Annotated in this window: 16 protein-coding genes and 4 tRNA genes; 5 read left to right on the plus strand and 15 right to left on the minus strand. The window is 62.7% G+C overall.

Annotated features, from left to right (window positions below):
- Positions 1-20: 20 nt before the first annotated feature.
- From H7R73_RS00065 to H7R73_RS00110, 10 genes are all read right to left on the minus strand, one after another.
- Positions 21-704, minus strand: a complete 684-nt coding sequence (locus H7R73_RS00065; RefSeq protein WP_010672297.1) for a response regulator — start codon at positions 702-704, stop codon at positions 21-23.
- 38 nt (positions 705-742) lie between these two features.
- On the minus strand, positions 743-3,331 hold the full coding sequence (locus H7R73_RS00070) for a sensor histidine kinase (protein ID WP_182951425.1): 2,589 nt from the start codon (positions 3,329-3,331) through the stop codon (positions 743-745).
- A 102-nt stretch (positions 3,332-3,433) separates the two neighbouring features.
- Positions 3,434-3,961: a potassium-transporting ATPase subunit C gene (locus tag H7R73_RS00075; RefSeq protein WP_010672299.1), complete on the minus strand. Its 528-nt coding sequence runs from the start codon at positions 3,959-3,961 to the stop codon at positions 3,434-3,436.
- Between the two features lie 60 nt (positions 3,962-4,021).
- Positions 4,022-6,079, minus strand: a complete 2,058-nt coding sequence (gene kdpB / locus H7R73_RS00080; protein ID WP_182951426.1) for a potassium-transporting ATPase subunit KdpB — start codon at positions 6,077-6,079, stop codon at positions 4,022-4,024.
- A gap of 55 nt (positions 6,080-6,134) precedes the next feature.
- On the minus strand, positions 6,135-7,817 hold the full coding sequence (gene kdpA / locus H7R73_RS00085; RefSeq protein ID WP_182951427.1) for a potassium-transporting ATPase subunit KdpA: 1,683 nt from the start codon (positions 7,815-7,817) through the stop codon (positions 6,135-6,137).
- Between the two features lie 447 nt (positions 7,818-8,264).
- The gene (gene gorA, locus H7R73_RS00090; protein WP_182951428.1) at positions 8,265-9,614 is read right to left on the minus strand and encodes a glutathione-disulfide reductase; all 1,350 of its coding nucleotides are present in this window, start codon (positions 9,612-9,614) and stop codon (positions 8,265-8,267) included.
- Between the two features lie 76 nt (positions 9,615-9,690).
- Positions 9,691-11,649: an ATP-binding protein gene (locus H7R73_RS00095; RefSeq protein WP_182951429.1), complete on the minus strand. Its 1,959-nt coding sequence runs from the start codon at positions 11,647-11,649 to the stop codon at positions 9,691-9,693.
- Between the two features lie 120 nt (positions 11,650-11,769).
- Positions 11,770-14,850 carry a multidrug efflux RND transporter permease subunit gene (locus tag H7R73_RS00100; protein WP_039040660.1) on the minus strand — a complete coding sequence of 1,027 codons (3,081 nt, stop codon included), beginning with the start codon at positions 14,848-14,850 and terminating at the stop codon, positions 11,770-11,772.
- 15 nt (positions 14,851-14,865) lie between these two features.
- Positions 14,866-15,972: an efflux RND transporter periplasmic adaptor subunit gene (locus H7R73_RS00105; RefSeq protein WP_182951430.1), complete on the minus strand. Its 1,107-nt coding sequence runs from the start codon at positions 15,970-15,972 to the stop codon at positions 14,866-14,868.
- Entirely contained in the window at positions 15,969-16,559 is a 591-nt protein-coding gene (locus H7R73_RS00110; protein ID WP_182951431.1) for a TetR/AcrR family transcriptional regulator, read from the minus strand. The genes H7R73_RS00105 and H7R73_RS00110 overlap by 4 nt, the downstream gene beginning before the upstream one ends.
- A 263-nt stretch (positions 16,560-16,822) precedes the next feature.
- Between H7R73_RS00110 and H7R73_RS00115 the strand changes: the two genes are divergently transcribed.
- From H7R73_RS00115 to H7R73_RS00135, 5 genes are all read left to right on the plus strand, one after another.
- Positions 16,823-16,899 (plus strand) — tRNA-Arg (locus H7R73_RS00115).
- A gap of 50 nt (positions 16,900-16,949) precedes the next feature.
- Positions 16,950-17,025: transfer RNA gene (locus H7R73_RS00120), tRNA-His, on the plus strand.
- Positions 17,026-17,045: 20 nt separating this feature from the next.
- Positions 17,046-17,131, plus strand: a tRNA-Leu gene (locus H7R73_RS00125).
- 59 nt (positions 17,132-17,190) lie between these two features.
- Positions 17,191-17,267: transfer RNA gene (locus tag H7R73_RS00130), tRNA-Pro, on the plus strand.
- Positions 17,268-17,437: 170 nt separating this feature from the next.
- The gene (locus tag H7R73_RS00135) at positions 17,438-17,956 is read left to right on the plus strand and encodes an RICIN domain-containing protein (protein WP_103261047.1); all 519 of its coding nucleotides are present in this window, start codon (positions 17,438-17,440) and stop codon (positions 17,954-17,956) included.
- Positions 17,957-18,026: 70 nt separating this feature from the next.
- On the opposite strand, the gene H7R73_RS00140 is transcribed toward H7R73_RS00135, so the two are convergent.
- The 5 genes from H7R73_RS00140 to spoT form a co-directional block, all read right to left on the minus strand.
- On the minus strand, positions 18,027-18,830 hold the full coding sequence (locus H7R73_RS00140; RefSeq protein ID WP_039040694.1) for a Cof-type HAD-IIB family hydrolase: 804 nt from the start codon (positions 18,828-18,830) through the stop codon (positions 18,027-18,029).
- A 103-nt stretch (positions 18,831-18,933) separates the two neighbouring features.
- Positions 18,934-19,974: an alpha/beta fold hydrolase gene (locus tag H7R73_RS00145; RefSeq protein ID WP_103261048.1), complete on the minus strand. Its 1,041-nt coding sequence runs from the start codon at positions 19,972-19,974 to the stop codon at positions 18,934-18,936.
- Positions 19,971-20,636: a CatB-related O-acetyltransferase gene (locus H7R73_RS00150; protein WP_103261049.1), complete on the minus strand. Its 666-nt coding sequence runs from the start codon at positions 20,634-20,636 to the stop codon at positions 19,971-19,973. Before H7R73_RS00150 ends, H7R73_RS00145 begins: the two co-directional genes overlap by 4 nt.
- Positions 20,636-21,367: a tRNA (guanosine(18)-2'-O)-methyltransferase TrmH gene (trmH, locus tag H7R73_RS00155; RefSeq protein ID WP_182951432.1), complete on the minus strand. Its 732-nt coding sequence runs from the start codon at positions 21,365-21,367 to the stop codon at positions 20,636-20,638. Before trmH ends, H7R73_RS00150 begins: the two co-directional genes overlap by 1 nt.
- Positions 21,368-21,474: 107 nt before the next feature.
- Positions 21,475-23,592, minus strand: a complete 2,118-nt coding sequence (gene spoT, locus H7R73_RS00160; RefSeq protein WP_182951433.1) for a bifunctional GTP diphosphokinase/guanosine-3',5'-bis pyrophosphate 3'-pyrophosphohydrolase — start codon at positions 23,590-23,592, stop codon at positions 21,475-21,477.
- Positions 23,593-23,603: the final 11 nt, after the last annotated feature.

Here is a 23,603-nt window from a genome sequence, read left to right on the forward strand (position 1 = left end):
CCCAGCTTCTTGCTGCAACATCAGCTGCCGATAAAGCGGTAGCCGATACCGGATTCGGTCTCGATCAGCGTGGGTTGCTGGGGGTTATCTCCCAGCTTCTTGCGCAGACTGGCGATGACGATGCGCAGGTAGTGGGTATCTTCCTTGTGGCTCGGTCCCCAGATGTCGATGAGCAGCTGGGTCTGTTGCACCAGCTTGCCGGGGTGGCACACCAGGGCCTGCAACAGGGCGAACTCCTTGCGGGAGAGGGGGATCTCCTCGCCCTGCAGGGTCACCTTGTGGCTGCTGCTGTCCAGGGTCAGGCCACAGTGGGGGAAGTGTCGACACTCGCCGCTGGTGGCACCGACTCGCTGGCGCAGCAGCACCCGGATACGGGCCATCATCTCCCCGACGCCGAACGGCTTGCTCATGTAGTCGTTGGCCCCCGCATCCAGCAGCCGCACCTTCTCCTGCTCGGAGTCCCGCGCCGAGAGCACCAGCACGGGATTGGCGTGGTGCTCGCGGATGGCGTGCAGGATTTGGATGCCATCACCGTCCGGCAGGCCCAGATCCAGGATCACCAGGTCGGGGTTGAGGTGGCGATACTGCGCCATCCCCTCGGTGACGCCGACCGCCTCACTCACCTGATGTCCTTCGGCGATCAGGCTGATCCGCAAAAAACGGCGGATGGCCGCCTCGTCGTCGATGACCAGTATGTGAGCCATTCAGCCTCCCGTTTGCTGATTGAAAAGGGCGGCGACCATCAGGCCGCCGGTGCGTTGAGGGCCAGCGGCAGGGAGATGCGCATGCAGGTGCCGTTGCCGTTGGGGCCGGCGAATGCCCAGATGCGGCCGCCGTGGACCTCTATCATAGCGCGGGAAATGGCGAGGCCAAGCCCGGTGCCGCGGCTGCCGCAGTCGCCGACCGGCTGGGTGTAGAACAGATTGAAGATCTTGTCCCGATCCGACTCGGCGATGCCGACCCCGATATCGATGATGTCGATGATGAGGTCGGGGTCCGCCAGCATCACCTTGAACTCGATGGGGGTGCCGGCCGGCGAGTAGCGGGAGGCGTTGTCGAGGATGTTGACCAGCACCTGCTCGATCAGGGCACCGTGCACATAGAGCCGGGGGATCTGCTGATCGAAGTGCACCAGCAGCTTGTGCTGGCGCCAGGAGGAGTCGAGTCTGCGGCGGGCGCTCTCCACCAGGTCAGCCAGGTCAACCCAGTCCCGTTTCAACTGGAAGTCCGGTGAGCCGATGCGAGTCATGTCCAGCAGGTTCTGGACATAGCCGTGCAGGCGGCGCGCTTCGTCCTGCACCGAGTGCAGCAGTTCGATGCGGTCCTCCGCACTTATCCGGTCCCCGTATTCCAGCAGGGTGCTGCCGGCCCCCATGATGGTGGCGAGCGGCGTCTTCAGGTCGTGGGAGACCGAGGAGAGCAGGGCGGCGCGCATCCGGTCGGTCTCCGCCTGCAACTGGCTGTCCGCCAGCCGCTCGTTGAGATCGATCCGCGCCAGGGCGGCGCGGATATCGGTGAGCAGAGCCTGCAGCTGGTGCTCGGCGGCGGAGGTGAGCGGGTTGGCCAGCCGGATGCCCAGCACCAGGTCATCGCCGAGGTGATGATACTGGGCCTCGGCGGCGTTGAGGGTGGCGGTATGGGCACCGGCGCTCTGCTTCTGGGCTAGGCACCAGTCAATGGCGGCCTTGTCGGTCTGGCCCGGCCCGGTCTGGGTGTCACCGGCCCGGTACTGGTAATCCCCATCGAGCGCGAACACGGGCTGCCCAAGGGCGAGGGCGATGGCCTGGGTTCCCTGTCTCAGCACGTCCACCGGGCTGCTGGCGGTGGCCAGCCCCTGGCTCAGGGAGAGCAGGGCGTTGCCCAGCTGCTGGGTCTCGCGCAGACTGACCAGTTGCTGACGCTGGCGGGAGGCGAGGCGCCCGGCCGCGATGCCGACGATGAGCAGCACGAACAGGGTGAGCAGGTCGCTGTGGCTGGCCACGCTCAGGGAGAAGTAGGGGAAGGTGAACAGCAGGTTGTGGCCAACGAAGCCCAGCACGGCGGCCAGGATGGCGGGGACCAGGCTGGTGGTGAGCGCGGTGGCCAGCACCCCCAGCACGAACAGCATGGGCAGGGAGGCGGGGGGCAGCCAGTGGGAGAGGGCCCAGACCACGGCCGAGGTCCCCCCCATGATGGCCACCGCGAGCAGGCTCTGGCGAAGCTCACCCGGGCCTGCCGTAGGCAGGGTCAGGCCGGGCTTGCGCTTCTCGGTATCCACCAGCGTGATCTCGAATCCCTGCGCCTGTTTGAGCAGGTGCTGTACCAGGGATCGACGCCAGGGCGGGTTGCGGGATTTGCCGAGCAGCAATTGGGAGACCTGCTGCTGTTCGGCGGTTTCCAGCAGGGCATCGGCCACGGCCGGGCTGGAGAGGGTCAGCACCCTGGCCCCCAACTGGGAGGCGAGGGCCAGCGCCTGCTCCAGCTCGGGGGAGCGTTGCCCCTTGCTGTCGATGTGCACCACCAGCCAGGGCAGTTGCCTGCGCTGGGCGAAGCGGTGGCCGTAACGCACCAGGGCGGCGCCGTGCTCATCCCCGATGCAGACCATCAGCTTGCCCCGCAGCGGCAGTGTGGTCTTGCCGGCCGCCTGCCACTGCAACTGCAGGTCTCCCTCCACGTGGCTGGCGGCGGTCTGCATCGCCAGCTCCCGCAGAGCGGTCAGGTTGTTGAGAGAGAAAAAGGATTGCAGGGCGGCCTTGGCCTGGTGGGGCACATAGACCTTGCCCTCCTTGAGGCGGCCGAGCAGCTCCTTGGGGGGCAGGTCGATCAGCACCAGGCTGTCGGCCTCCAGCAGCACCTGATCCGGCAGGGTCTCCTTGACCCTGACCCCGGTCAGCTGCCACACCAGATCGTTGAGGCTCTCCAGGTGCTGCACGTTGAGGGTGGTATAGACATCGATGCCGGCGCCCAGCAACTCCTCCACATCCTGCCAGCGCTTCTCATGGCGGCTGCCGGGGGCGTTGCTGTGGGCCAGCTCGTCCACCACGGCGATGGCGGGCTTGCGCGCCAGCAGACCGTCCAGATCCATCTCCTCCAGCCGCTGCTGGCGGTGCAGGTGCAGTGTGCGCGGCAGGATGGCGAGCTTGTCGAGCAGGGCCAGGGTCTCCTGGCGGCCGTGGGTCTCCACCACCCCGATCAGGATGTCGACTCCCTCCCTGGCCTGCTCCCGCACCGCCTGCAGCATGGCGTAGGTTTTGCCGACGCCGGGGGCCGCGCCGAGAAACACCTTCAGCTTGCCCCTGTGCTCCTGCTCCAGGCTCGCCAGCAGGGCGTCTGCCCTCACTTCATCACGCATCCCCGTGCTCCCGTTGCATCGGCCGAACTGCGGCCGTGACCTCACTGCTCATGCTTGTCCCCGTTGTCGAAAGGGAGCCTTCCCGAACGGCAAGGAGCGCCCTCAGGCGCCCTTTTGATGATCGAGTTGCAGGTTCAACTGGAGAATGTTGACCACCTGCGGGCCAAGGATACCAGCTTGTGCCGCCGACTTGACCTGCTCCGTCAACTGAACGGGATCCAGCCCCCGTTGCCCGGCGACCCTATCCACCTGGGCCAGCGCTGCATCGAGGGGCAGATGGGGATCGAGGCCGGAGGCGGAGCGGGTCAGCAGAGCGGGGACCCTGGCTTCCGGCTGCGCCCTGGCCGCAGCTACGGCAAACTCGGCCCGTAGCGGCGAGCTCATCCCCAGGTTGCTTCCGCCGCCACCTATGGTGGCGAAATCGCTGGCGGAGGGGCGGGAGTGGAAGTAGTCGGCCCGCTCGAATTTCTGGGCCAGCAGGGCGCTGCCGACCACCTGCTGCTTGGCGTTGGTGAGCAGGCTGCCGTTGGCCTGCCAGGGGAAGAGCAGCTGGGCCAGCCCGGTGACGGCCAGCGGATATGCCACCCCCAGCAGCAGGGTCAGGGTCAGCAGGGTTCTGATTGCGATCATGATGTGTTTGCTCCAAATGTGTTGGGTGGATGCGGGCCTGCCCCGCATCCGGTGATGCCGTTACACCAGCCCCAGGCCGGTGATGACCAGGTCGATCAGCTTGATGCCGATGAAAGGCACTATCAGGCCGCCGACGCCGTAGATCAGCAGGTTGCGGCGCAGCAGGCTGGCCGCCGTTCCCTTCAGGCTGACCCCGCGCAAAGCCAGCGGCACCAGCGCGACGATGATCAGGGCGTTGAAGATGATGGCCGACAGGATGGCGCTTTCCGGGCTGCCCAGCTGCATCAGGTTCAGCGCCCCAAGCTGTGGATAGGCGGCGATGAACAGGGCCGGCAGGATGGCGAAGTACTTGGCCACGTCGTTGGCGATGGAGAAGGTGGTCAGGGCGCCACGGGTCACCAGCAGCTGCTTGCCCACCAGCACCACGTCCAGCAGCTTGGTGGGGTTGGAGTCGAGATCCACCAGGTTGCCCGCCTCCTTGGCGGCCTGGGTCCCCTCGTTCATGGCCAGCCCCACGTCGGCCTGGGCCAGGGCTGGTGCGTCGTTGGCGCCGTCCCCGCACATGGCCACCAGCCGGCCGTCGGCCTGCTCCTGACGGATGTAGGCCAGCTTCTTCTCCGGCGTCGCCTCGGCGATGAAGTCGTCCACCCCGGCTTCGGCGGCGATGGCGGCGGCGGTCAGCGGGTTGTCACCGGTGATCATCACGGTGCGGATCCCCATGTGGCGCAGGATCTGGAAGCGGGCCTTGATGCCCGGCTTGATGATGTCCTTGAGGAACACTACCCCCAGCAGCTTCTCGTGGGTGCAGACCAGCAGCGGGGTGCCGCCCTGGCGGGCGATGTTGTCCACCGATTTGAGAATGAGCTCGGGCACCGCCTTGCGATCGAGGGAGAGGTAGCGCAGCACCGCGTCCACCGCGCCCTTGCGATAGTGATGGCCGTTGCGATCCAGCCCGCTCAGCCGGGTCTCGGCGCTGAAGGGGATGATGATGTCGCTCTCCAGCTGGCTCGGTCTGGTGTGGCTCTTGCCCGCCAGGGTCAGGATGGATTTGCCTTCCGGCGTGTTGTCACCGAGCGAGGCCAGCATGGCGGCCTGAGCCAGCAGGGAGGGGTCCACGCCGGGGGCCGGGATCAGCTCGTCCGCCATCCGGTTGCCGAAGGTGATGGTGCCGGTCTTGTCCAGCAGCAAGGTACGCACGTCGCCGGCGGCTTCCACCGCGCGGCCCGACTTGGCGATCACGTTGAGCTTCACCAGCCGGTCCATGCCGGCGATACCGATGGCGGAGAGCAGACCGCCGATGGTGGTCGGGATCAGGGTGATGAACAGCGCCAGCAGATAGAGCCGGGGCACCTGGGTGCCGTTGTAGTCGAGGAACCAGGGCAGGGTGGCCACCACCAGCAGGAAGATCAGGGTCAGCCCTACCAGCAGGGCGTCCAGCGCCATCTCGTTGGGGGTCTTCTGCCGCTTGGCCCCTTCCACCAGGGCAATCATGCGATCCAGGGTACTTTCGCCCGGGTTGTTGCTGATGTGTACCCAAATCTGGTCGGAGACGACGGTGGTGTTGCCGGTCACGCCGCTGCGGTCGGTGCCCGACTCGCGGATGACGGGGGCGGATTCGCCGGTGATGGCTGCCTCGTTGACCGAGGCGATGCCGGCGACCACTTCGCCGTCGGCCGGGATCATCTCGCCGCTGCGCACCAGCACCAGATCGCCCTTGAGCAGGCTGGTGGCCGGTACCCACTCGCCCTTGTCATCCTGCGGGCTGGTGACTCGACGTGCCTTGAGCTGGCTCATGCCGGCCTTCAGGCTGTCGGCCCGCGCCTTGCCGCGCCCCTCTGCCAGGGTCTCGGCGAAGTTGGCAAACCAGAGGGTGAGCCAGAGCCAGGCGGTCAGCTGCCAGGCCAGAGAAGGAGCGACGCCGGAGAGCGGTTGCCCCAGCAGCGACTCCAGGGTCGCCATCACGGCCGCCAGCCAGAGGGTGAACAGGATGGGGCTGCCAAACAGCGCCCTGGGATTGAAGCGATAGAGGGCTTCCACCATGGCCTGCAGGATCTGTGATTTCTGTTTCTTGCCCTTCACCTGAATGGTGTCGGTGCTCATTGAAGCGGATTTGCTCATTGGAAAGCTCCCTGCATCGAATAGTTGGTCACGCAGATCAGTCGGAGGTGCAGCATCAGAAGGCTCCTCCCAGCAGGCTCAGGTGTTCCGCCACCGGGCCCAGCGCCAGCACCGGCAGGAAGGAGAGACCCCCCATCAGCAGCACGGTGACGATCAGCAGGGTGATGAAGAGCGGGCCGCTGACGGGGAAGTCCCCTTCGCTCGTCTCCTGACGAGGGGCGCGGGCCAGCTGGCCGGCGATGGCCAGCACCGGAATGATGTAGCCGAAGCGGCCGAGCAGCATGGCCAGCCCGATGGCGATGCACTGCCAGCTGTCGGCGGCGGCAAAGCCGGCGAAGGCGGAGCCGTTGTTGCCGGCGGCCGAGGCGTAGGCATAGATCAGTCGTGACAGGCCATGGGGGCCATCGTGACCGATGACGGTGGCGGAGTTCGGCATCAGCAGGGTAATGCCGCCGATCACCAATACCCCGACCGGCATCACCAGCATGCTGGCGACCACCCACTTCATCTCGGTGATGCCGAGCCGTTTGCCCAGATAGGTGGGGGTGCGCCCCACCATCAGGCCGCACAGGAACACGGTCAGCAGCACGAACAGCATCATGCCGTAGATGCCGGCACCGACGCCGCCGAACACCACTTCACCCAGCAGCATGTTGATCATGCCGACCATGCCGCCGAGGGGGGTGAAGCTGTCGTGCATGGCGTTGACCGAGCCGTTGGAGGCGGCGGTGGTCGCCACTTCCCAGATGCTGGACAGCACGGGGCCGAAGCGACTCTCCTTGCCTTCCCAGTTGCCGGCTTCGCTGGTGAGGTGGGCGAGGGCGGGATCCGGTTTCAGCTCCTGGCCGATGGCGAGGCAGAGCCCCAGCACCAGCATGATGGTCATGGCGATGAGGATGGCGCGGCTGTGGGCCAGATCCTTCACGTAGCGACCCAGGGTGCAGACCATGGCGGCGGCCAGGGTCAGCAGGGCGACCATCTCCAGCCAGTTGGAGAGGGCGGTCGGATTCTCGAACGGATGGGCCGAGTTGATGCCGAAGAAGCCGCCACCGTTGGAGCCGAGCTGCTTGATGGCGATCTGGGAGGCGGCCGGGCCGAGCGGCAGCAGCTGCTCCTGGCCTTCCAGAGCGTGGAACGGCAGGTAGGCCGACAGGCTCTGGGGGACCCCCTGCCAGACCAGCAGCAGCGCCAGGATCAGCGCCATCGGCAGCAGCACGTAGAGGCAGAAACGCACCAGATCCTGCCAGAAGTTGCCAAGGTGGGTGGTCTGCTGGCGGGCGATGCCGCGAAACAGGGCGATGGCGACGGCGGCGCCGGTGGCGGCGGAGACGAAGTTCTGGGTGGTGAGCCCCACCATCTGGCTGAAGTAGGAGAGGCTGGCTTCGCCGGAGTAGGCCTGCCAGTTGGTGTTGGTCATGAAGCTGACCGCGGTGTTGAAGGCGAGTTGCCAGTTCAACCCTGGCAGTTGCTGCGGGTTGAGGGGCAGCAGCCCCTGCGCCATCAGGATCAGGAACAGCAGGCCGAAACCGGCGCCGTTGAAAGCCAGCAGGCTGAGGGCGTAGGACTTCCAGTCCTGCTCGCGCCCGTCCGTGCCGCAGCAGGCCAGGGTGGCGTGCTCAAGCGGGGCCAGCCAGCGACTCTTGCCTTCAAACACCCGATACAGGTAGTTGCCAAGCAGAGGCGCCGGCAGCAGCACCAGCAGCACGAACGCGACGGGATAGATGATCTCTTGCCACATATCCGGTTCCTCACTCATGGGTGCGCGCGAGGGCGCGCAGCAGATAGCCCGCGAGGGCGAGGACCAGCAGCAGATATAGCCAATTCATAACGACTCCGTTGAGGTAATTAGCGTCAGGGATCGATGCATATCCGTGTCGATCCCATAGGTCTCATTGACGCTGAAAGGGTATGTAGAACGGGCGTAAAGGCGCCATAAAGCCCGATTTGGCTGGCGTAAAATCGGCGTAAAGAAGGCGGGTTTTGTTGGCTGGTGGACGGGCAAGGTACAAAAAAACCGGCCTGGGCCGGGTTTGGTAGCAAGTGGTGGAAGCTGACCCGATGGTGATGAGGCCAGCTTCAACCCCGCTTATCGCATGGTCACAAACTCTTCCGCGCTGGTCGGATGGTGAGTGGAAACACAGTTGTAGAAGCTGGTCTGATAATGACAGGCCAGCTTCAACCCCGCTTATCGCATGGTCACAAATTCTTCCGCGCTGGTGGGATGGATGGCGACGCAGTTGTCGAAGTCCGCCTTGGTGGCACCCATCTTCATGGCGACGCCGAAGCCTTGCAGGATCTCGTCCATGGCGAAGCCGATGCCATGCAGACCGACCACCTTCTCTTCCGGCCCGACGCAGACCAGTTTCATCCGGGTGGGCTGGCGATGCTGGGTCAGCGCCGAATACATGGCGGTGAACTGGCTGCGGTAGACCTTCACCTGATCTTCACCGTATTCGGCAACGGCTTCCGGCTCGGTCAGTCCTATGGTGCCGATGGGCGGGTGGCTGAACACCACGGTCGGCACCAGATCGTAGTTGAGGTGCTCATTGGGCTTGTTGTTGAACAGCCGCTCGGAGAGGCGGCGGCCCGCCGCGACGGCCACCGGGGTGAGCTGGATGCGGCCGGTGTTGTCACCGACGGCATAGAGGTTGGCGACGGCGGTGTTCTGGAACTTGTCGGTGGGGATAAAGCCCTTCTCGTCCAACTCGATGCCGGTGGCAGCCAGATTGAGGTTGTCGGTGGCCGGGACGCGGCCGATGGCCCAGATCAGGCAGTCGACGGTGAGGTGGCGGCCATCTTCCAGCTGCAGGGTCAGGCTGTCGTCGGCGTTCTTGATGACGGCCTTGGGAATGGCGTGGGTGTGCAGCTTGGGCCCTTCCTGCGTCATGATCTCCACCAGGGTCTCATGGATCATGGGATCGAAGTTGCGCAGCGGCGCATGCTTGCGCACCACCAGATGGGTCTCGGAGCCAAGTGCCTGCATCACGCCTGCGATCTCCACGGCGATATAGCCGGCACCCACCACGGCAACCCGTTTGGGCTGGCTTTGCAGGTCGAAGAAACCGTCGGAGTCGATACCCAGTTCGGCGCCCGGGATGGTCGGGACCTCGGGGCGGCCGCCGGTGGCAATCAGGATGTGATCGGCGCTGTACTGCTCACCGTTCACCTCGACGGTATGGCTGTCGACGAAGCGGGCGAAGCCCTTGATGACAGTGATCTGGTTCTTGCCCAGCACGTTCTGGTAGGACTGGTGAATGCGCCCGATATAGGCCTGACGGGATTCGACCAGCTTGGCCCAGCTGAAGTGGTTGAGCGTGGTGTCGAAGCCGTAGTCGGCGCCATATTTCAGGGCATCGGCGATCTGGCCTGCATACCACATGGCCTTCTTCGGTACGCAGCCGACGTTGACGCAGGTGCCACCCAGCTCTTTGGCTTCGATCAGGGCGACTTTCTTGCCGTACATGGCTGCCCGGTTGGCCGAGGCGATGCCGCCGCTGCCGCCACCGATGGCGATGTAGTCAAAATGCTGTGCCATTGCGAGGTTCTCCGCTCGTTAAGAATGCAGTCACAGCATGATGGGGACAAAGCGGCCGGCCCACAAGAGCCGGTGCTCAGTTCTGCTGGATGGGCAGGCGAATGTGGAACTGGGCACCCTGGCCCGGTTCGCTGGCGCAGTGGATGCGGCCACGCAGCAGCTGGACCACCAGGTTGTAGATGATATGGGTGCCGAGCCCGCTGCCACCCTGGCCCCGCTTGGAGGTGACGAAGGGATCGAAGATGCGCGGCAGTATCTCCGGGGGGATGCCGCGGCCGTTGTCACTGTAGTCGATGACCAGCTCGTCTCCCTGCTGCGCCACCTGGATGGTGATCTTTCTGGGCCTGTCCCAGCCATCGAAACCGTGATGGATGGAGTTGAGGATCAGGTTGGAATAGATCTGGGTGAAGCTGCCCGGGAAGGAGTAGATGCTCAGCTTGGGATCGCACTGGATGTCCACCTCGCACTGGGCCTTCTTGAGCTTGTAGCCGAGGGATACCACCACCTGATGCAGGTTGTCGGCGAGGCTGAAGTTGTATCGGGCCTCGGAGGACTGATCCACTGCCACCTGCTTGAAGCTGGCGATGAGCTCCGAAGCGCGTCTCAGGTTGCCTTGCAGCAGTTGCATCGACTCGTCGAGATTCTGGGTGAATTCGTTGAGGTAGGTGCGGGAGAGCTGCTTGGCCTCGATATGCTGCTTGAAGTCGGCCACCCGCTCCTGCAGGTAGGAGGAGGCGGTGACGCTGATGCCGATGGGGGTGTTGATCTCGTGGGCCACGCCGGCAACCAGGGAACCGAGGGAGGCCATCTTTTCCGACTCCACCAGGGTCTGCTGGGCCTGCTTGAGATCGTCATAGGCCTTGCCCAGCTGGTCGTTGGCATCGCTCAGGCTGCGGGTACGCTCCGCCACCTTGCCTTCCAGCTGCTCGTTGAACAGGGTGATCTCCCGCTCGACCTTTTTGAGGGGGGTGATGTCATAGCCAAAGCCGATCAGGTACTTGAGGTTGGGCCCCTCGTAGAAGGGAGCGAAGGTCCACTGCAGTACCAGCTCGTTGCCCTGCTGGTCGTGCATGGTGATCTCCCTGTCCTCCAGAGCGCCCTGATCGGCCAGGGTGGCGGCCAGCTCGTCACGCTGCTCCTTGCTGACGAAGAGATCCAGCCAGTTGTGCTGCAACAGCTCCTGGTGGTGATAGCCGGTCAGCAGGATGGCCGCCGGGTTGATGCTGGCGATGTTGAGATCCGGCTCCATGCAGCAGATGACCATGTTGGCGGAGTTGATCAGGGTGGCGGAGAAGTCCCGCTCCTGCTGGAGCTGATCGGCGGCCTGATGGCGGGCCGTGAACTCGTCGTTCAGCCGGGTGCGCATCTGGTTGAGGGTGGCGGCCAGGGTATCGAATTCGTCAGGGGACTTGCGGGGCAGGGGGCGACCTTCCAGGGTCAGCTCCACCGCGAGGCGATCCAGGCTCAGTTTCTGGGCATAGCTGACGATGCGGTTGATATGACGGATCACCAGATAGTAGATGATGACCAGGATGCAGAACGAGACGACCAGGGTCTTGATGGTCTGGCTGACCAGGATCAGCACGGATTTCTCGATGAGGCGCTGGTAGACCTGCTCCAGGGAGGTGGCGACGAAAAGCTTGCCGACCACTTCCCCCTGATAGCTCTGGGTGAACTCGCGGGAGATGTCGTATTGGGGCTGCTCCACCCCCTGGGTGAGCAGGGGCACTTCCGAATTGCCCAGCATCTCCTTGACCATGACGAACTGCATGTTGGGCAGGTTCATGATGCCCTCGATCTGCACCTTCACCTGCTCTTCATCCAGATTCCAGAGACTGGCCGAGATGGGTTGCAGGAAGGAGGCCTCGATCTGGCCGATGCTGGCCTCGATGACGGTCACATCCTTGTTGTAGTCCCAGGCGAGCTGAAGCACGGTGATGAGCAGTGCCAGCACCGTACTGCAGATCAGAATGTAGGAAAGCAGACGATAAGAGAGTCCGTTAAGGCCGACGGCCTTGGAGAAGATTCCTGACATGGCGTCCTTGCGGTCTGGATTGAGTGCGGTTTAGTTTAACTGCTTCATGGACTTATGTCGTGTGTCATCCAATGGATAAAAATAAGGCCCCTTTCGGGGCCTTTTTTGTGTGGGCTGGGATCAGTGACCGCCCTTGGCTTTTGCCGGGATGGATTCGTCGAATTCCGGCAGTGGCTTGTGTTCGGATGCCAGGAAGGTGTAGATGACTGGCAGCACGAACAGGGTGAACAGGGTGCCGATGGCCAGACCCGCCACGATGACGATGCCGATGCTGAAGCGCTGTGCCGCCCCCGCACCCGAGGCATAGAGCAGCGGGATAAGGCCTGCGATCATCGCCGCGGTGGTCATCAGGATGGGGCGCAGACGGACCTTGGCAGCCTGCATCACGGCTTGCATCCGGTTCAGACCATGGAGCAGCTGCTCCTCCTTCGCCACCTCGCAGATCAGAATACCGTGCTTGGTAATCAGACCGACGAGGGTGATGAGACCGACCTGGGAGTAGATGTTCATGGTGGCCATGCCCCACGCCAGGGCGATCAGCGCGCCACTGATGGCCAGCGGCACCGACACCATGATGACCAGCGGGTCACGCACGGATTCGAACTGGATCGCCAGCACCAGGAAGATGATGGCCAGGGCCAGGGCGAAGGTGGCGTAGAGCGCATTCCCTTCGGTCACGAACTGGCGGGCTTCACCCATGAAGTCGTAACGATAGCCTTGGGGCAGCTTCTCTTCCGCGGTCGCCTTGAACCAGTTGATCGCATCCCCCATGGCCACGCCCGGTGCCGGTACGGCGCCGATGGTGGCGGAGTTCAGCTGGTTGAAGTGGGGCAGGGCACGGGGCTCTCCCTTCACTTCAATCTTGATCAGGCTGCCCAGCGGGATCGACTTGCCGTCGGCGGCACGCACGTAGTAGCCCTTGATGGACTCGGGGTTGAGACGGAACTTGCGCTCCACCTGCGGGATCACCTCGTAGGAGCGGCCATCCAGGTCGATACGGTTGACGTAACCGTCCGCCATCATGGTGCCCATGGTGATGCCGATGTCCTGCATGGTGATGCCGTAGGCACCCGCCTTGTCCTTGTCGATGCTGATCTTCATGGTGGCCGAGTCGTAGTTCAGATCGAGATCCGAATAGACGAACTGGCCGTTGGCCTGGGTTGCCGCCAGCATCTCACCCGCGATCAGGAACAGGCTCTCGAAGCTGTTCGGGGTGGTGATGACGAACTGGATGGGCAGACCGCTCGAGGCCCCCGGCAGTTCCGGGAACTGGAACGTGGTGATGGCCATCCCGGGGATGTCCTTCACCAGACCGGCGACCCGATCCAGCACCTCTTTCTGGCTCGCTTCACGCTGGCTCCAGGGCACCATGGAGGCGATACCGAACGCCTGATTGGAGTTGAACACCCCTGAGAAGACCTGGGAGTAAGCGATCTCCGGCTGGTCGTCCAGGACTTTGTTCACGTCCGCCATGGTGTTTTCGATGTAGTCCAGGTTGGCGTTGGAAGGCGCCGTCCCCAGCACCGCCATGACGCCTTTATCCTCGGACGGGGCCAGCTCGCTCGGAATGAACTTGAACAGCAGCGGCAGGCTGGCGAACACGATGACGGCAAACAGGATGACCACGATGCGCTTTTGCATCACCGCATGGAGCATGGCGTCGTAGCGGGCCGTCATCCGGTCCAGCAGATCGTGTACGGTACGCTCGAACTTGCCGGGCTCCTCATTGGCCCTGAGCATCTTGGCGCACATCATGGGCGACAGGGTCAGGGCGATGATGCCCGAGACGAACACGGCGCCCGCCAGGGTCAGCGCGAACTCCTTGAACAGGGAGCCGGTGATGCCCCCCATCAGGGCGATGGGCGCATACACCGCCGCCAGGGTGACCGTCATGGCGATGACGGGCACGGCGATCTCCCGGGTACCTATGATGGCGGCCCGGAACGGCTCTTCCCCTTCCTTGATGTGACGGTCGACGTTCTCCAGCACCACGATGGCGTCATCCACCACCAGACCGATGGCCAGCACCATCGCCAGCAGGGTCATGAGGTTTATGGAGAAGCCGAACATGTCCATCATCATCACCACGCCGATGAGGCTCAGGGGAATGGTGATGATGGGGATGATGACCGCCCGGAACGAACCGAGGAACAGGGTGATCACCACCAGTACGATGGCGGCCGCCTCCAGTATGGTCTTGATGACCTCATGGATGGATTCGTTGATGGCGATGGTGGAGTCATACAGGACGTTCACCTGCATGGTGCTCGGCATGTTGCGCTTCAGGCTCGGCAGCAGCTCCAGCACATCGTGGGCGATGTTGATGGGGTTGGCTGTCGGGGCTGCGTTGATGGCCAGAACCACGGCCTCGCGGCCGTTGGCGCTGGCGCGATAGATGTCGTGGCTCTTCTCCAGGGAGACCTTGGCGATGTCGGAGAGACGGATCACCTTGCTGTCGCGGGTGGCGACCACCAGACGCTTGAGCTCTTCGATGTTGCCGACCTGGGTCTCGGCGTTGCCGTTGAACAGGGTGAAATAGCCGGTGGCCTGGCCGGTCGCGGACTGATAGTTGTTGCTGTTGAGCACCGTCATCACGTCGCTTGAGGTCAGGTCAAAGGCGGCCATCTTGGCCGGATCCAGCCACACCCGCAGGGCGAATTCGACCCCGCCATACAGATCCACCTTGGAGACCCCGCCCACGGTAAACAGCTGGGGCTTGATGACCCGCTCCAGGTAGTCGGTGATCTGGCTGGAGTTGAGCTCCGGGCTGGTGAAGCCCATGTAGAGCACCGCCGTGGTGGAGCCGGTGGAGGAGGTGACCGAAGGGTCTTCCGCCTCTTTGGGCAACTGGGAACGCACCGAGTTGACCTTGGCCAGGATGTCGGACAGTGCGGCGTTCGGATCGGTGTTGAGCTTCATGTACGCCGTCACCGTGGAACTGCCCAATTGGCTCGAGGAGGTCATGAAGTCGATGTTGTCGGCCTGGGCGACCGCCTGCTCCAGGGGCTGGGTGATGAAGCCCTGGATCAGGTCCGCACTGGCGCCATAGTAGCTGGTGTTGACCGTGATGACGGTGTTGATCACCTCGGGGTATTCACGCACCTGCATCTTGAAGATGGCCTGGAAGCCCAGCAGGGCTATCAGGAAGCTGAGCGAGATCGCCAGCACAGGCCGTTTTATGAATATGTCAGTAAATCGCATCGCAGCTCTCCGCGCTTACAGCATCGGGGTTTGTGCCGGAACGGCAAGGGCATCGTTCTCGACCACGTGCACCTTGGTATCGTTGCTCAGGCGAACCTGACCCGACAGCACGATTTGATCGCCAGCCTTGATGCCGGACAGCACATGGACATCGTTGCCGCGACGCTCACCCGCCTTGACCACCACCTGCTTGGCGCGTTTCACGCCGTCAGCCTCGTGAATGACGTAGACGTTCTCGCCATAGAGGGTGAAGGAGATGGCGGACTGCGGGATCACGATCTGGTCCTTCACCGTGGGCAGTATGATGCTGGTGCGGGCGAACATGCCGGAACGGAGCTGGCCGTCGTTGTTCGGGATGTCTGCCTGCACCTGGATCAGGCCGCTCTGATAGTTGACCGCGGGCTCGATGGCCGTGATCTGGCCGTCAAACTGGGTCTGGGGATAGGCATCCACGTTGATCTTGATGGTCTGTCCCAGGGTAATTTTGGAGATGTCGGTCTGGGGCACGGTGAAGCGCAGGCGCATCACGCTGGTGTCTTCGAGGCGCACAATCTGGGTACCGGGCTCCAGATACTGGCCGAGGAAGACGTTGCGCAGGCCCACGGCACCGCTGAAGGGGGCACGCACCTCACGACGGGCGATGGTGGCCTTCAGACTTTCGATGTCCGCTTCCAGGGAGCGGTAGCTTGCCTCGGCATCATCCAGCTGGTCCCGGGAGATGGAGTTCTTCTGATAGAGGTTCTTGTAGCGCTCGAACTTGGCCCTGGCTGCCGGCAGCCTGGCCTGGGAAGAATTCAGATTGGCTTTTTCCACACTGGAGTCCAGGCTCAGCAGCAGTTGATCCGCTTTGACATGTGCCCCCGATTCGAACCGGATGCTGTCGATGGTGCCTGACAGCTCGCTGGAGAGGGTGACCCCCTGGTTCGGCTCGATGAAGCCGATGGCTTCAATGGTGGGGACCCAGTCCTGCGCCTTGGTGACCATGGCGGTGACCGGGAACTCGGGCTCGGGCCGATTGGCCATGAACTCTGCAATCTTCTTCTGCTTGAACATATTGAAGCCGATGACACTGCCAAACAGGGCGAGTGCTATCAGCAACATGATGGCCATCCACTTTTTCATGAACAGGCTCCTGTGATGGAAACATTAGGGTTTAAAATGGCATTCCAGCTGGCCCGGATGACCGTCTCCAGCTGTTCCTGCGTCAATTCGAAATCGTGAACCCGGCGCTGCTGTGCCAGGTTGGCCACGCAATCCAGACTCAATGCTTGCAACACCAGAATGGGGAGATCGATGAAGAGTCCCTGTTGGCGTCCTTGCTCAAAGAAGCGCTCAAGTGGCGCCCACGTCGCCATTATGACCGGATCCCGCTCCAATTCAGCCCCCAATGGAGAACTTTCGTACTGCAATTTGCACTTGAGTGCATTGGGGTAGCTGGTGAAGATGGCATCGATGTTGAGCCAGAGGCGCCGATACTGCTCATAGGACACCTCTTCTATCTGCACACCTTCCATGACCAGGGGATGAAACTTGAGGATAGTGTGCTGAAAGAGCTGGCGGATCAGGTCATCCTTGTCGCTGAAATAGCGATAGATGGTGCCTGCCGCCACCTTGGCTTTCTTGGCGACCACGGCAATGGAAAGGCCGTAGAAGCCCTGCTCGCCGAGGATCTCGTGAGCTGCTTCGAAAATGCGTTCTTTCTTATCCATGGTTATCAGAGGTCAACGACTGAATGAACGTTCATTCATTCTAGGTGGGCGCAAAGGCAAGTCAAGCATTGCCCATCATCTTTGACCCTATGGGGTGAGGGATTCAAAAAGTAGTGGGGAATTGCTGGATCCAGCCTGAACAAAACAAAAATAGTTGAAAAGGGTCGGAAGTGATTGAAAAACAGGCACTTGATTCTTTGTGTCAAAAAAAGAGTAGACAAGGTCGGCATCATCATCAATAATGCGCCCCGTTCGACAGCGTAGCGCCCGTAGCTCAGCTGGATAGAGCGCTGCCCTCCGGAGGCAGAGGTCACAGGTTCGAATCCTGTCGGGCGCACCATCAAAAGTGCGCCGGTTAAACGGGCGTGTTGAAGAACGAAAACAGCTGTGGTGGCTGTAGCTCAGTTGGTAGAGTCCCGGATTGTGATTCCGGTTGTCGTGGGTTCGAGCCCCATCAGCCACCCCATTTTACAGCTTGTCAGGTACGCGAAGGTGGCGGAATTGGTAGACGCGCTAGCTTCAGGTGTTAGTGCCCCCCGGGTGTGAGGGTTCGAGTCCCTCTCTTCGCACCATACTTGCTGTATGACGAGGATGACCAGATGGTCATCTTTGTGTTTTTGAAATACCCCCTCGGTGATTAGCGCAGCCCGGTAGCGCATCTGGTTTGGGACCAGAGGGTCAAAGGTTCGAATCCTTTATCACCGACCACATTTGAAAACCCCGCTCAGGCGGGGTTTTTGCTTTTTGGCATTTCTCTTCCGCTTTTTCCTGTCACGTCTTTTTACACTTCTTCAGGCGCCTGTTCGCCACGAGTTCGGTATGCTGGGCCCGGAGCCGCGAGACAGGGGACGCTCGGGCACGGACCAGATACAAGGCCTATGCATCACCATATCACTTCTCTTCAACTCTCCGTGCTGGCCATGGCCGCACTGCTGCTGGGTGGTTGCGCCCTGCAGCCGAAACCGGAAGATCTTCTGATGGGCGCCGCCCCCAAGCCAAAGGCCGAACTCGAGGCCACCTTGGTGACCAGTGGTGGCTTCTGCGTGACCCTGAGCGAGCAGGGCCGTCTGCTGACTCAGCCCTGCGATCAGCAATCGAACCAGTCATTCAGCTGGGATGTCGGTGCCCTGCAACTGGCCGGGGATTGCCTGGTCGCCAAAGGGGAGGATGGTCTGGGGATGGAGGCGTGCCGGGAGGAGAGCCATCAATGGCTGTGGCAGGGGGATCGTCTGTTCAATCGGCAGGTGTCACTGTGCCTGGATGTGGCGGGTCGCCGTCACAAGCCCGCCGTCCCCCTGCGCCTCGCCGAATGCTATGGCGGCGCCAATCAGAGCTTTGAGTGGACGCCATCCGGCACGCTGTTGAACCGTCTGATGCACCCGGCACTGGCGTGGTGACAAGAGAGCGAGAAACAAAAAGGGTGGCCACATGGGCCACCCTTTTTCGATCCGCGATGGGGATGCCTTATCAGCGGGTCTGGGAGGCGAACAGTTTCTCCAGATAGACGGCAACGCCATCTTCATCGGAAGTGAGGGTCTGTTCATGCTCTGGCAGGGCCTGTTTGAGGCGATCGTGGGCGTTGCCCATGACCACGCCACGGCCCACCATGCTCAGCATCTCGAAGTCGTTCATGCCATCGCCAAAGGCCACTGCCTGGGACATCTCCAGCCCGTGCTGCTCCAGCACGGCGCGCACGGCATTGCCCTTGTGCACGCCGGCGTGCATCACCTCGAGGCAGTCAGGCAGGGAGAAGGTGACGTTGATCCGATCACCATATTGCTGGTTGAGGTGCGCCTCTATCTTCAGCAGCTTGTCGTGGTCGCCGATGTAGAACACCTTGTTGACCCTGTCCTTCGGATGGTTGGCCAGATCCGCCAGGCGGTAGCTGAAGCCGGAGTCGTGATGGAACTGCAGCAACCAGGGCAGCTCCTCTTCCACCAGCCACTCGTCGCCGTAGTAGACGTTGATGTGGATGGAGGGGTCGCGCTCGAGGGCGATCAGTTCGGCCGCCACTGTGGCCGGCAGTGCCTGGTTGTAGACCAGCTGGTCCTGCTTGTCGTGCACCACGGCGCCATTGGAGGTGATGAGGTAGATATCCAGCCCCAGCGCATCGCGGATGCTGCGCACGTCCACGTGATGGCGGCCGGTGGCGACCACGAATTTGACGCCCTGATCGACCAGACGGTGCAGGGTATCCCGGGTGCGGGAGGAGATCTGGTGCTGCCCGTTGAGCAGGGTACCATCGAGATCGGACACAACTACCTTGAACATCATTACCTCGACTTCAATTGAACGCCGGGGGAGTGTACCCCAGCGTCTGCCGTCACCCCATTTATTTAGGGATCCAAAAAATAACCAGCCCCTTCTGGTCGCGTCAGTAGCGCGCGAAGAAGGCCAGGGTTGCATTGAGCGCGGCCTGGCGCTGGGGATCCGCCTCGATGAAGAGCTCGTGCCAGGCCCCGTCGATGCGCAGCGGCTTGCTCCCTTCACATTGGGCCTTGGCGCAGAAGGCCTCCTGGGCGGCGTTGTCCACCACGCTGTCCTCACCGGCCTGCAGCAGCAGCAGCGGCGTCTTGATGGCGCCGGCATCGGCTACGGCCGCGTCCGACCCTGTGATGGCCTGATGGATCCAGTGGGCGGTGGCACCCCCCAGCCTGACCTGGGGATGCTGTTCGTAGATCTGGCGGAAGGCCTGATAACGCGCCGTGCTGTGGGTCAGCTCGTTGTCGGCAAAGCCGTGATCCTCATAGGGTCCCTGACCCGGGCCGTAGGGGGGCTCGCCCACCCAGCCGCCGACCGTGCCGATGGTGGCCGCCAACCCCTTGGCCAGCCACTTGGGCAGGCCGCCGAGGTTGATGCCCATCATGGGGGAGGAGAGCACCGCCGCCTGGATGTCGTCCGGCCAGCGTTCCAGATAGCGGGCCGAGATGGCCCCCCCCATGGAGTGGGCCAGCAGGAACAGCTTGGCGGGTTGGTCCTGGGCGATCACTTCGTCATGAAACTGTTTGAGATCGGCGACATAGTCGTCGAACTGGTCGACATATCCCTTCTCTTTGTCGGCCAGCATGCGGTCTGACATTCCCTGGCCGCGATGATCGATGAGGTAGAGGCTGTAACCCTGGCGCCAGAGATCCCAGGCCAGCTCCTGATACTTGAGGTAGCTCTCAACCCGGCCGTTGACGATGAGGATGGCGCGATCGATCTTGGGCTGGCGCAGGGCGGCATAGCGGAGGGTGACCCCGTCCTTGCCCTGGAACTCCCCCTCGACGGCATGCTGGCGCCAGAAGTCGGGCAGGGTCTGCTGATAGAGGGCGGGAACGTCGGCTTCAGTGGTCAGCTGGTAAGGATTGCTCACGGCAAGGGCTCCGGCAGAAAACAGGGTCAGGGCCAGCAGGGAAAGGGAGGCAGGTTTCATCGGGCAAGCTCCTCGCGCCAGTGGTGGTAGAGCGCAGTGATATCATTCGAGCAGAGCAGGGGCATGGCGGCTTGCAGGCGGGGCAGCGGCCAGTCCCACCACTGCATGGCTTGCAGCATGGCGACCTGCTCCTCGTCAAAACGGGGGCGGATCGGCCTGGCCGGGTTGCCGCCCACTATCGTGTAGGGGGCCACATCCCGGGTGACCACGGCCCGGGTGGCGATGACGGCGCCATCGCCGATGGTGATGCCGGGCATGATCATGGCTTCCGAGCCGATCCAGACATCGTTGCCGATCCGGGTGTCTCCCTTGCGCAGAAAACCGTCCTGCACGCCGTCACCGAAGCGGGCAGCATCGAAGGGGAAGGTGGAAGCCCAGTCCATCCGGTGACCCTGGTTGCCCGCCAGCATGAAGGTGGCGCCGGAGGCGATGGAGCAGAACTTGCCGATGATCAGGCGGTCAACTTCCTTTCCCCACTGGCCACTGTCCCAGGACTCCCGCGTCGAGCCATCGCCGAGCAGGTAGCGCACGCAATGATCCTCGAACGGCTTGCCGTGGTAGTAACCGGAGTAATAGCTGTACTCCCCGGCCTCGATATTGGGGTTGGTCAGATGATCCCGTATGACCTGGGATTCCAGCCAGCTGCCGAACGGATTTTCCATCACTGATCCTGCCATTCATCTTCTTCCTGTTGTGCGGCCCATCCTTTGCGCGTCAGCTGCATCTGCTGCCACCAGCGTTCGTCCGCCAGGATCTCGCCGGCCGGGCCGAGCTGGGGATAGGGCATCTCTTTCTCCTTGCAGAGCTGGGCATAGACGGGATAGCCCCCCTCGAACAAGATGGTGTTCTGCTCTTCCAGGCTGAGTGGACAGCCGCGCTGATAACAGCCGGCCAGCTCGCGCTGGCGCTGGGCCTCGTAGAGGATGGCTGCGGCGGCCACCGAGACGTTGAGGGACTGCACCATGCCCACCATGGGGATGACGATATGGTGATCGGCCAGGGCCAGCGCCTCTTCGCCGATGCCGTGCTTCTCCTGGCCCACCAGGATGGCGGTGGGTCTGGTGTAGTCGATGGCGCGAAAGTCCACGGAGCTGTCGGAGAGGTGGGTCGCCAGGATCTGCATGCCGGAAGCTTTGAGTTCGGTCACTGCACTGCCGATGTCCGGGTGCAGCTTCACGTCCACCCAGTTCTGGCTGCCGCGGGCGGTGCCCTTGCGCTTGTGGATCCAGCTCTTGGGCCAGACTGCGTGCACCCGGTGGATGCCGATGGCATCGGCGGTGCGCACGATGGCGGCCAGGTTGTGAGGTTTATGAACCTCTTCCATGCAGACGGTCAGGTCGAGCTGGCGCTGGGCCAGCATGTCGGAAATGCGTTTGAAGCGTTCAGGAGTCATGTCGGTTTCTATGTCGTGAGGCCGGTGCATGCAACAAGACTGGTGGCTTGCGGCATGGGGCCCTGGGTATCTCTTGAAAAGCAGCAGGCGGCTTGCGCCGCCTGTGTTCAGTTTTTCTGTCGGCTCACCCTGAGCACGTTGGGCATGACCCGGATCTTGCGCATGATGTTGGCGAGGTGGATCCGGCTCTTGGTGGTGATGAGCAGGGTGACCACATAGACCCGGCCATCCTTCTCCTCGGTGCTGATGGCGTGGATGTTGGCGCCGGTGGCGGCAATCACGTTGGCCAGCTCCGCCAGGGCGCCCTGGTGGTTGACGATCTCGATGCTGATGCCGGTGCGGAATTCCTGCTCCTGCTCCTTGTCCACCTCCCACTGCACCGGCAGGTATTTGTCCGGTTCGCGGCTGTAGCCCTTGATGTTGCGGCAGGACTCCTGGTGGATCACCAGTCCCTTGCCCGGGCTGATGTGGGCGATGATGGCATCCCCCGGAATGGGGCGGCAGCAGTTGGCGAAGGTGACCAGCATGCCGTCGGCGCCCTTGATCGGCATCTTTTTACTGGTGGATTTGGGCTGCTCTTCCGGCGGCAGCTCATCCCCGAGCATGCGGCGGGCCACCATGACGCTCATGGCGTTGCCAAGGCCCACGTCGGCCAGCAGCCCCTGCAGGTTCTCGTGTTTGGTATCGGCCAGCACCTGCTTGACGCGGGCTTCCGGGATGTCTTCGATGTTCTTGGCGCCCAGCGCATGGTTGAGCAGGCGACGACCCAGCACCACAGACTCTTCGGTGCGCAGGTTCTTCAGGAACTGACGGATCTTGGAGCGCGCCTTGGTGGTCACCACGAAGTTGAGCCAGGCCGCGTTCGGGCGGGCGCCGGGGGCCGTGATGATCTCCACCGTCTGACCGGAGTGCAGCTGGCTGCTCAGCGGATAGGGGTGGCGGTCGACCCGGGAACCGACGCAGGCGTGACCGATGTCGGTGTGCACCGTGTAGGCGAAGTCCACCGGGGTGGCGCCGGCGGGCAGCTCCATGATGCGGCCCTCCGGTGTGAAGACGTAGATCTCGTCGGGGAAGAGGTCGGTCTTGACCCCCTCGATGAACTCGAAGGAGCTGCCGGCGCTCTGTTGCAGCTCCAGCAGGCTCTGCATCCAGCGCTGGGCGCGGATCTGGGCCGTGGTGCCCGAGCTGTCCCCATCCTGCTTGTAGGCCCAGTGGGCGGCGACGCCCTTGTCGGCCATCTGGTCCATGAACTCGGTGCGGATCTGCACCTCCACCGGTACCCCGTGGGGGCCCACCAGGGAGGTGTGCAGGGACTGGTAGCCGTTGGTCTTGGGGATGGCGATGTAGTCCTTGAAGCGACCGGGGCGCGGCTTGTAGAGGCTGTGCATCTGCCCAAGCACCCGGTAGCAGGTGTCTATGTCTTTCACTCTCACTCTGAAAGCATAGATATCCATCACTTCGTGGAATTGCAGTTCTTTCTTCTCCATCTTGTTGTAGATGGAGAACAGGTTCTTCTCGCGTCCGCTCACCTGGGCATCGATACCGGCTTCCCGCAGACGCCCCTCAATCTCGCTCTGGATGGAGTCGATGATCTCGCGCCGGTTGCCACGGGCGCGGCGCACCGATTCCCGCAGTACCCGGGAGCGCATGGGGTAGAGCGCCTCGAAGCCGAGCTCTTCCAGCTCGTTCTTCATGGTGTGAATACCGAGGCGGTTGGCGATGGGGGCGAAAATCTCGAGGGTTTCCCGGGCGATGCGGCGGCGCTTGTCCGGCCGCAAAGATCCCAAGGTGCGCATGTTGTGGGTGCGGTCGGCCAGCTTGATCAGGATGACCCGGATGTCCTGGGTCATGGCCATCATCATCTTGCGGAAGTTCTCGACCTGGGCTTCCTTGCGATCGCGGAACTTCAGCTTGTCGAGCTTGGAGACACCGGAGACCAGCTCGGCGACGGCGTTGCCAAACTGCTCGGCAAGATCGTCCTTGGTGACAGGGGTATCTTCGATGACGTCGTGCAGCACGGCAGCCATCAGAGTCTCATGATCGAGGCGCATGTCGCCCAGGATGCGGGCCACGGCAACGGGATGAGTGATGTAGGGTTCACCACTGGAACGCATCTGTCCCTGGTGAGCATCACGGGCTACCACATAGGCTTGCCTGAGCTTCTCAACCTGCTCGGGTGGCAGGTAGGAACTGGCTATTTCTTTAAGATTTTCAAATAAATACAAGACAGTCCCCG

The organism is Aeromonas sp. WP2-W18-CRE-05, from assembly GCF_014168615.1.
GTDB lineage: Bacteria > Pseudomonadota > Gammaproteobacteria > Enterobacterales > Aeromonadaceae > Aeromonas > Aeromonas caviae.

Excerpts from the sequence above, each read along its gene's own strand:
- kdpB (WP_182951426.1), bottom strand. The coding sequence starts at position 6,079 with ATGAGCAAATCCGCTTCAATGAGCACCGACACCATTCAGGTGAAGGGC.
- H7R73_RS00095 (WP_182951429.1), bottom strand. The coding sequence starts at position 11,649 with ATGTCAGGAATCTTCTCCAAGGCCGTCGGCCTTAACGGACTCTCTTAT.
- H7R73_RS00075 (WP_010672299.1), bottom strand. The coding sequence starts at position 3,961 with ATGATCGCAATCAGAACCCTGCTGACCCTGACCCTGCTGCTGGGGGTG.
- H7R73_RS00070 (WP_182951425.1), bottom strand. The coding sequence starts at position 3,331 with ATGCGTGATGAAGTGAGGGCAGACGCCCTGCTGGCGAGCCTGGAGCAG.
- H7R73_RS00110 (WP_182951431.1), bottom strand. The coding sequence starts at position 16,559 with ATGGATAAGAAAGAACGCATTTTCGAAGCAGCTCACGAGATCCTCGGC.
- H7R73_RS00105 (WP_182951430.1), bottom strand. The coding sequence starts at position 15,972 with ATGAAAAAGTGGATGGCCATCATGTTGCTGATAGCACTCGCCCTGTTT.
- H7R73_RS00135 (WP_103261047.1), top strand. The coding sequence starts at position 17,438 with ATGCATCACCATATCACTTCTCTTCAACTCTCCGTGCTGGCCATGGCC.
- trmH (WP_182951432.1), bottom strand. The coding sequence starts at position 21,367 with ATGACTCCTGAACGCTTCAAACGCATTTCCGACATGCTGGCCCAGCGC.
- gorA (WP_182951428.1), bottom strand. The coding sequence starts at position 9,614 with ATGGCACAGCATTTTGACTACATCGCCATCGGTGGCGGCAGCGGCGGC.
- H7R73_RS00150 (WP_103261049.1), bottom strand. The coding sequence starts at position 20,636 with ATGGAAAATCCGTTCGGCAGCTGGCTGGAATCCCAGGTCATACGGGAT.
- H7R73_RS00065 (WP_010672297.1), bottom strand. The coding sequence starts at position 704 with ATGGCTCACATACTGGTCATCGACGACGAGGCGGCCATCCGCCGTTTT.
- kdpA (WP_182951427.1), bottom strand. The coding sequence starts at position 7,817 with ATGTGGCAAGAGATCATCTATCCCGTCGCGTTCGTGCTGCTGGTGCTG.
- H7R73_RS00140 (WP_039040694.1), bottom strand. The coding sequence starts at position 18,830 with ATGTTCAAGGTAGTTGTGTCCGATCTCGATGGTACCCTGCTCAACGGG.
- H7R73_RS00145 (WP_103261048.1), bottom strand. The coding sequence starts at position 19,974 with ATGAAACCTGCCTCCCTTTCCCTGCTGGCCCTGACCCTGTTTTCTGCC.
- H7R73_RS00100 (WP_039040660.1), bottom strand. The coding sequence starts at position 14,850 with ATGCGATTTACTGACATATTCATAAAACGGCCTGTGCTGGCGATCTCG.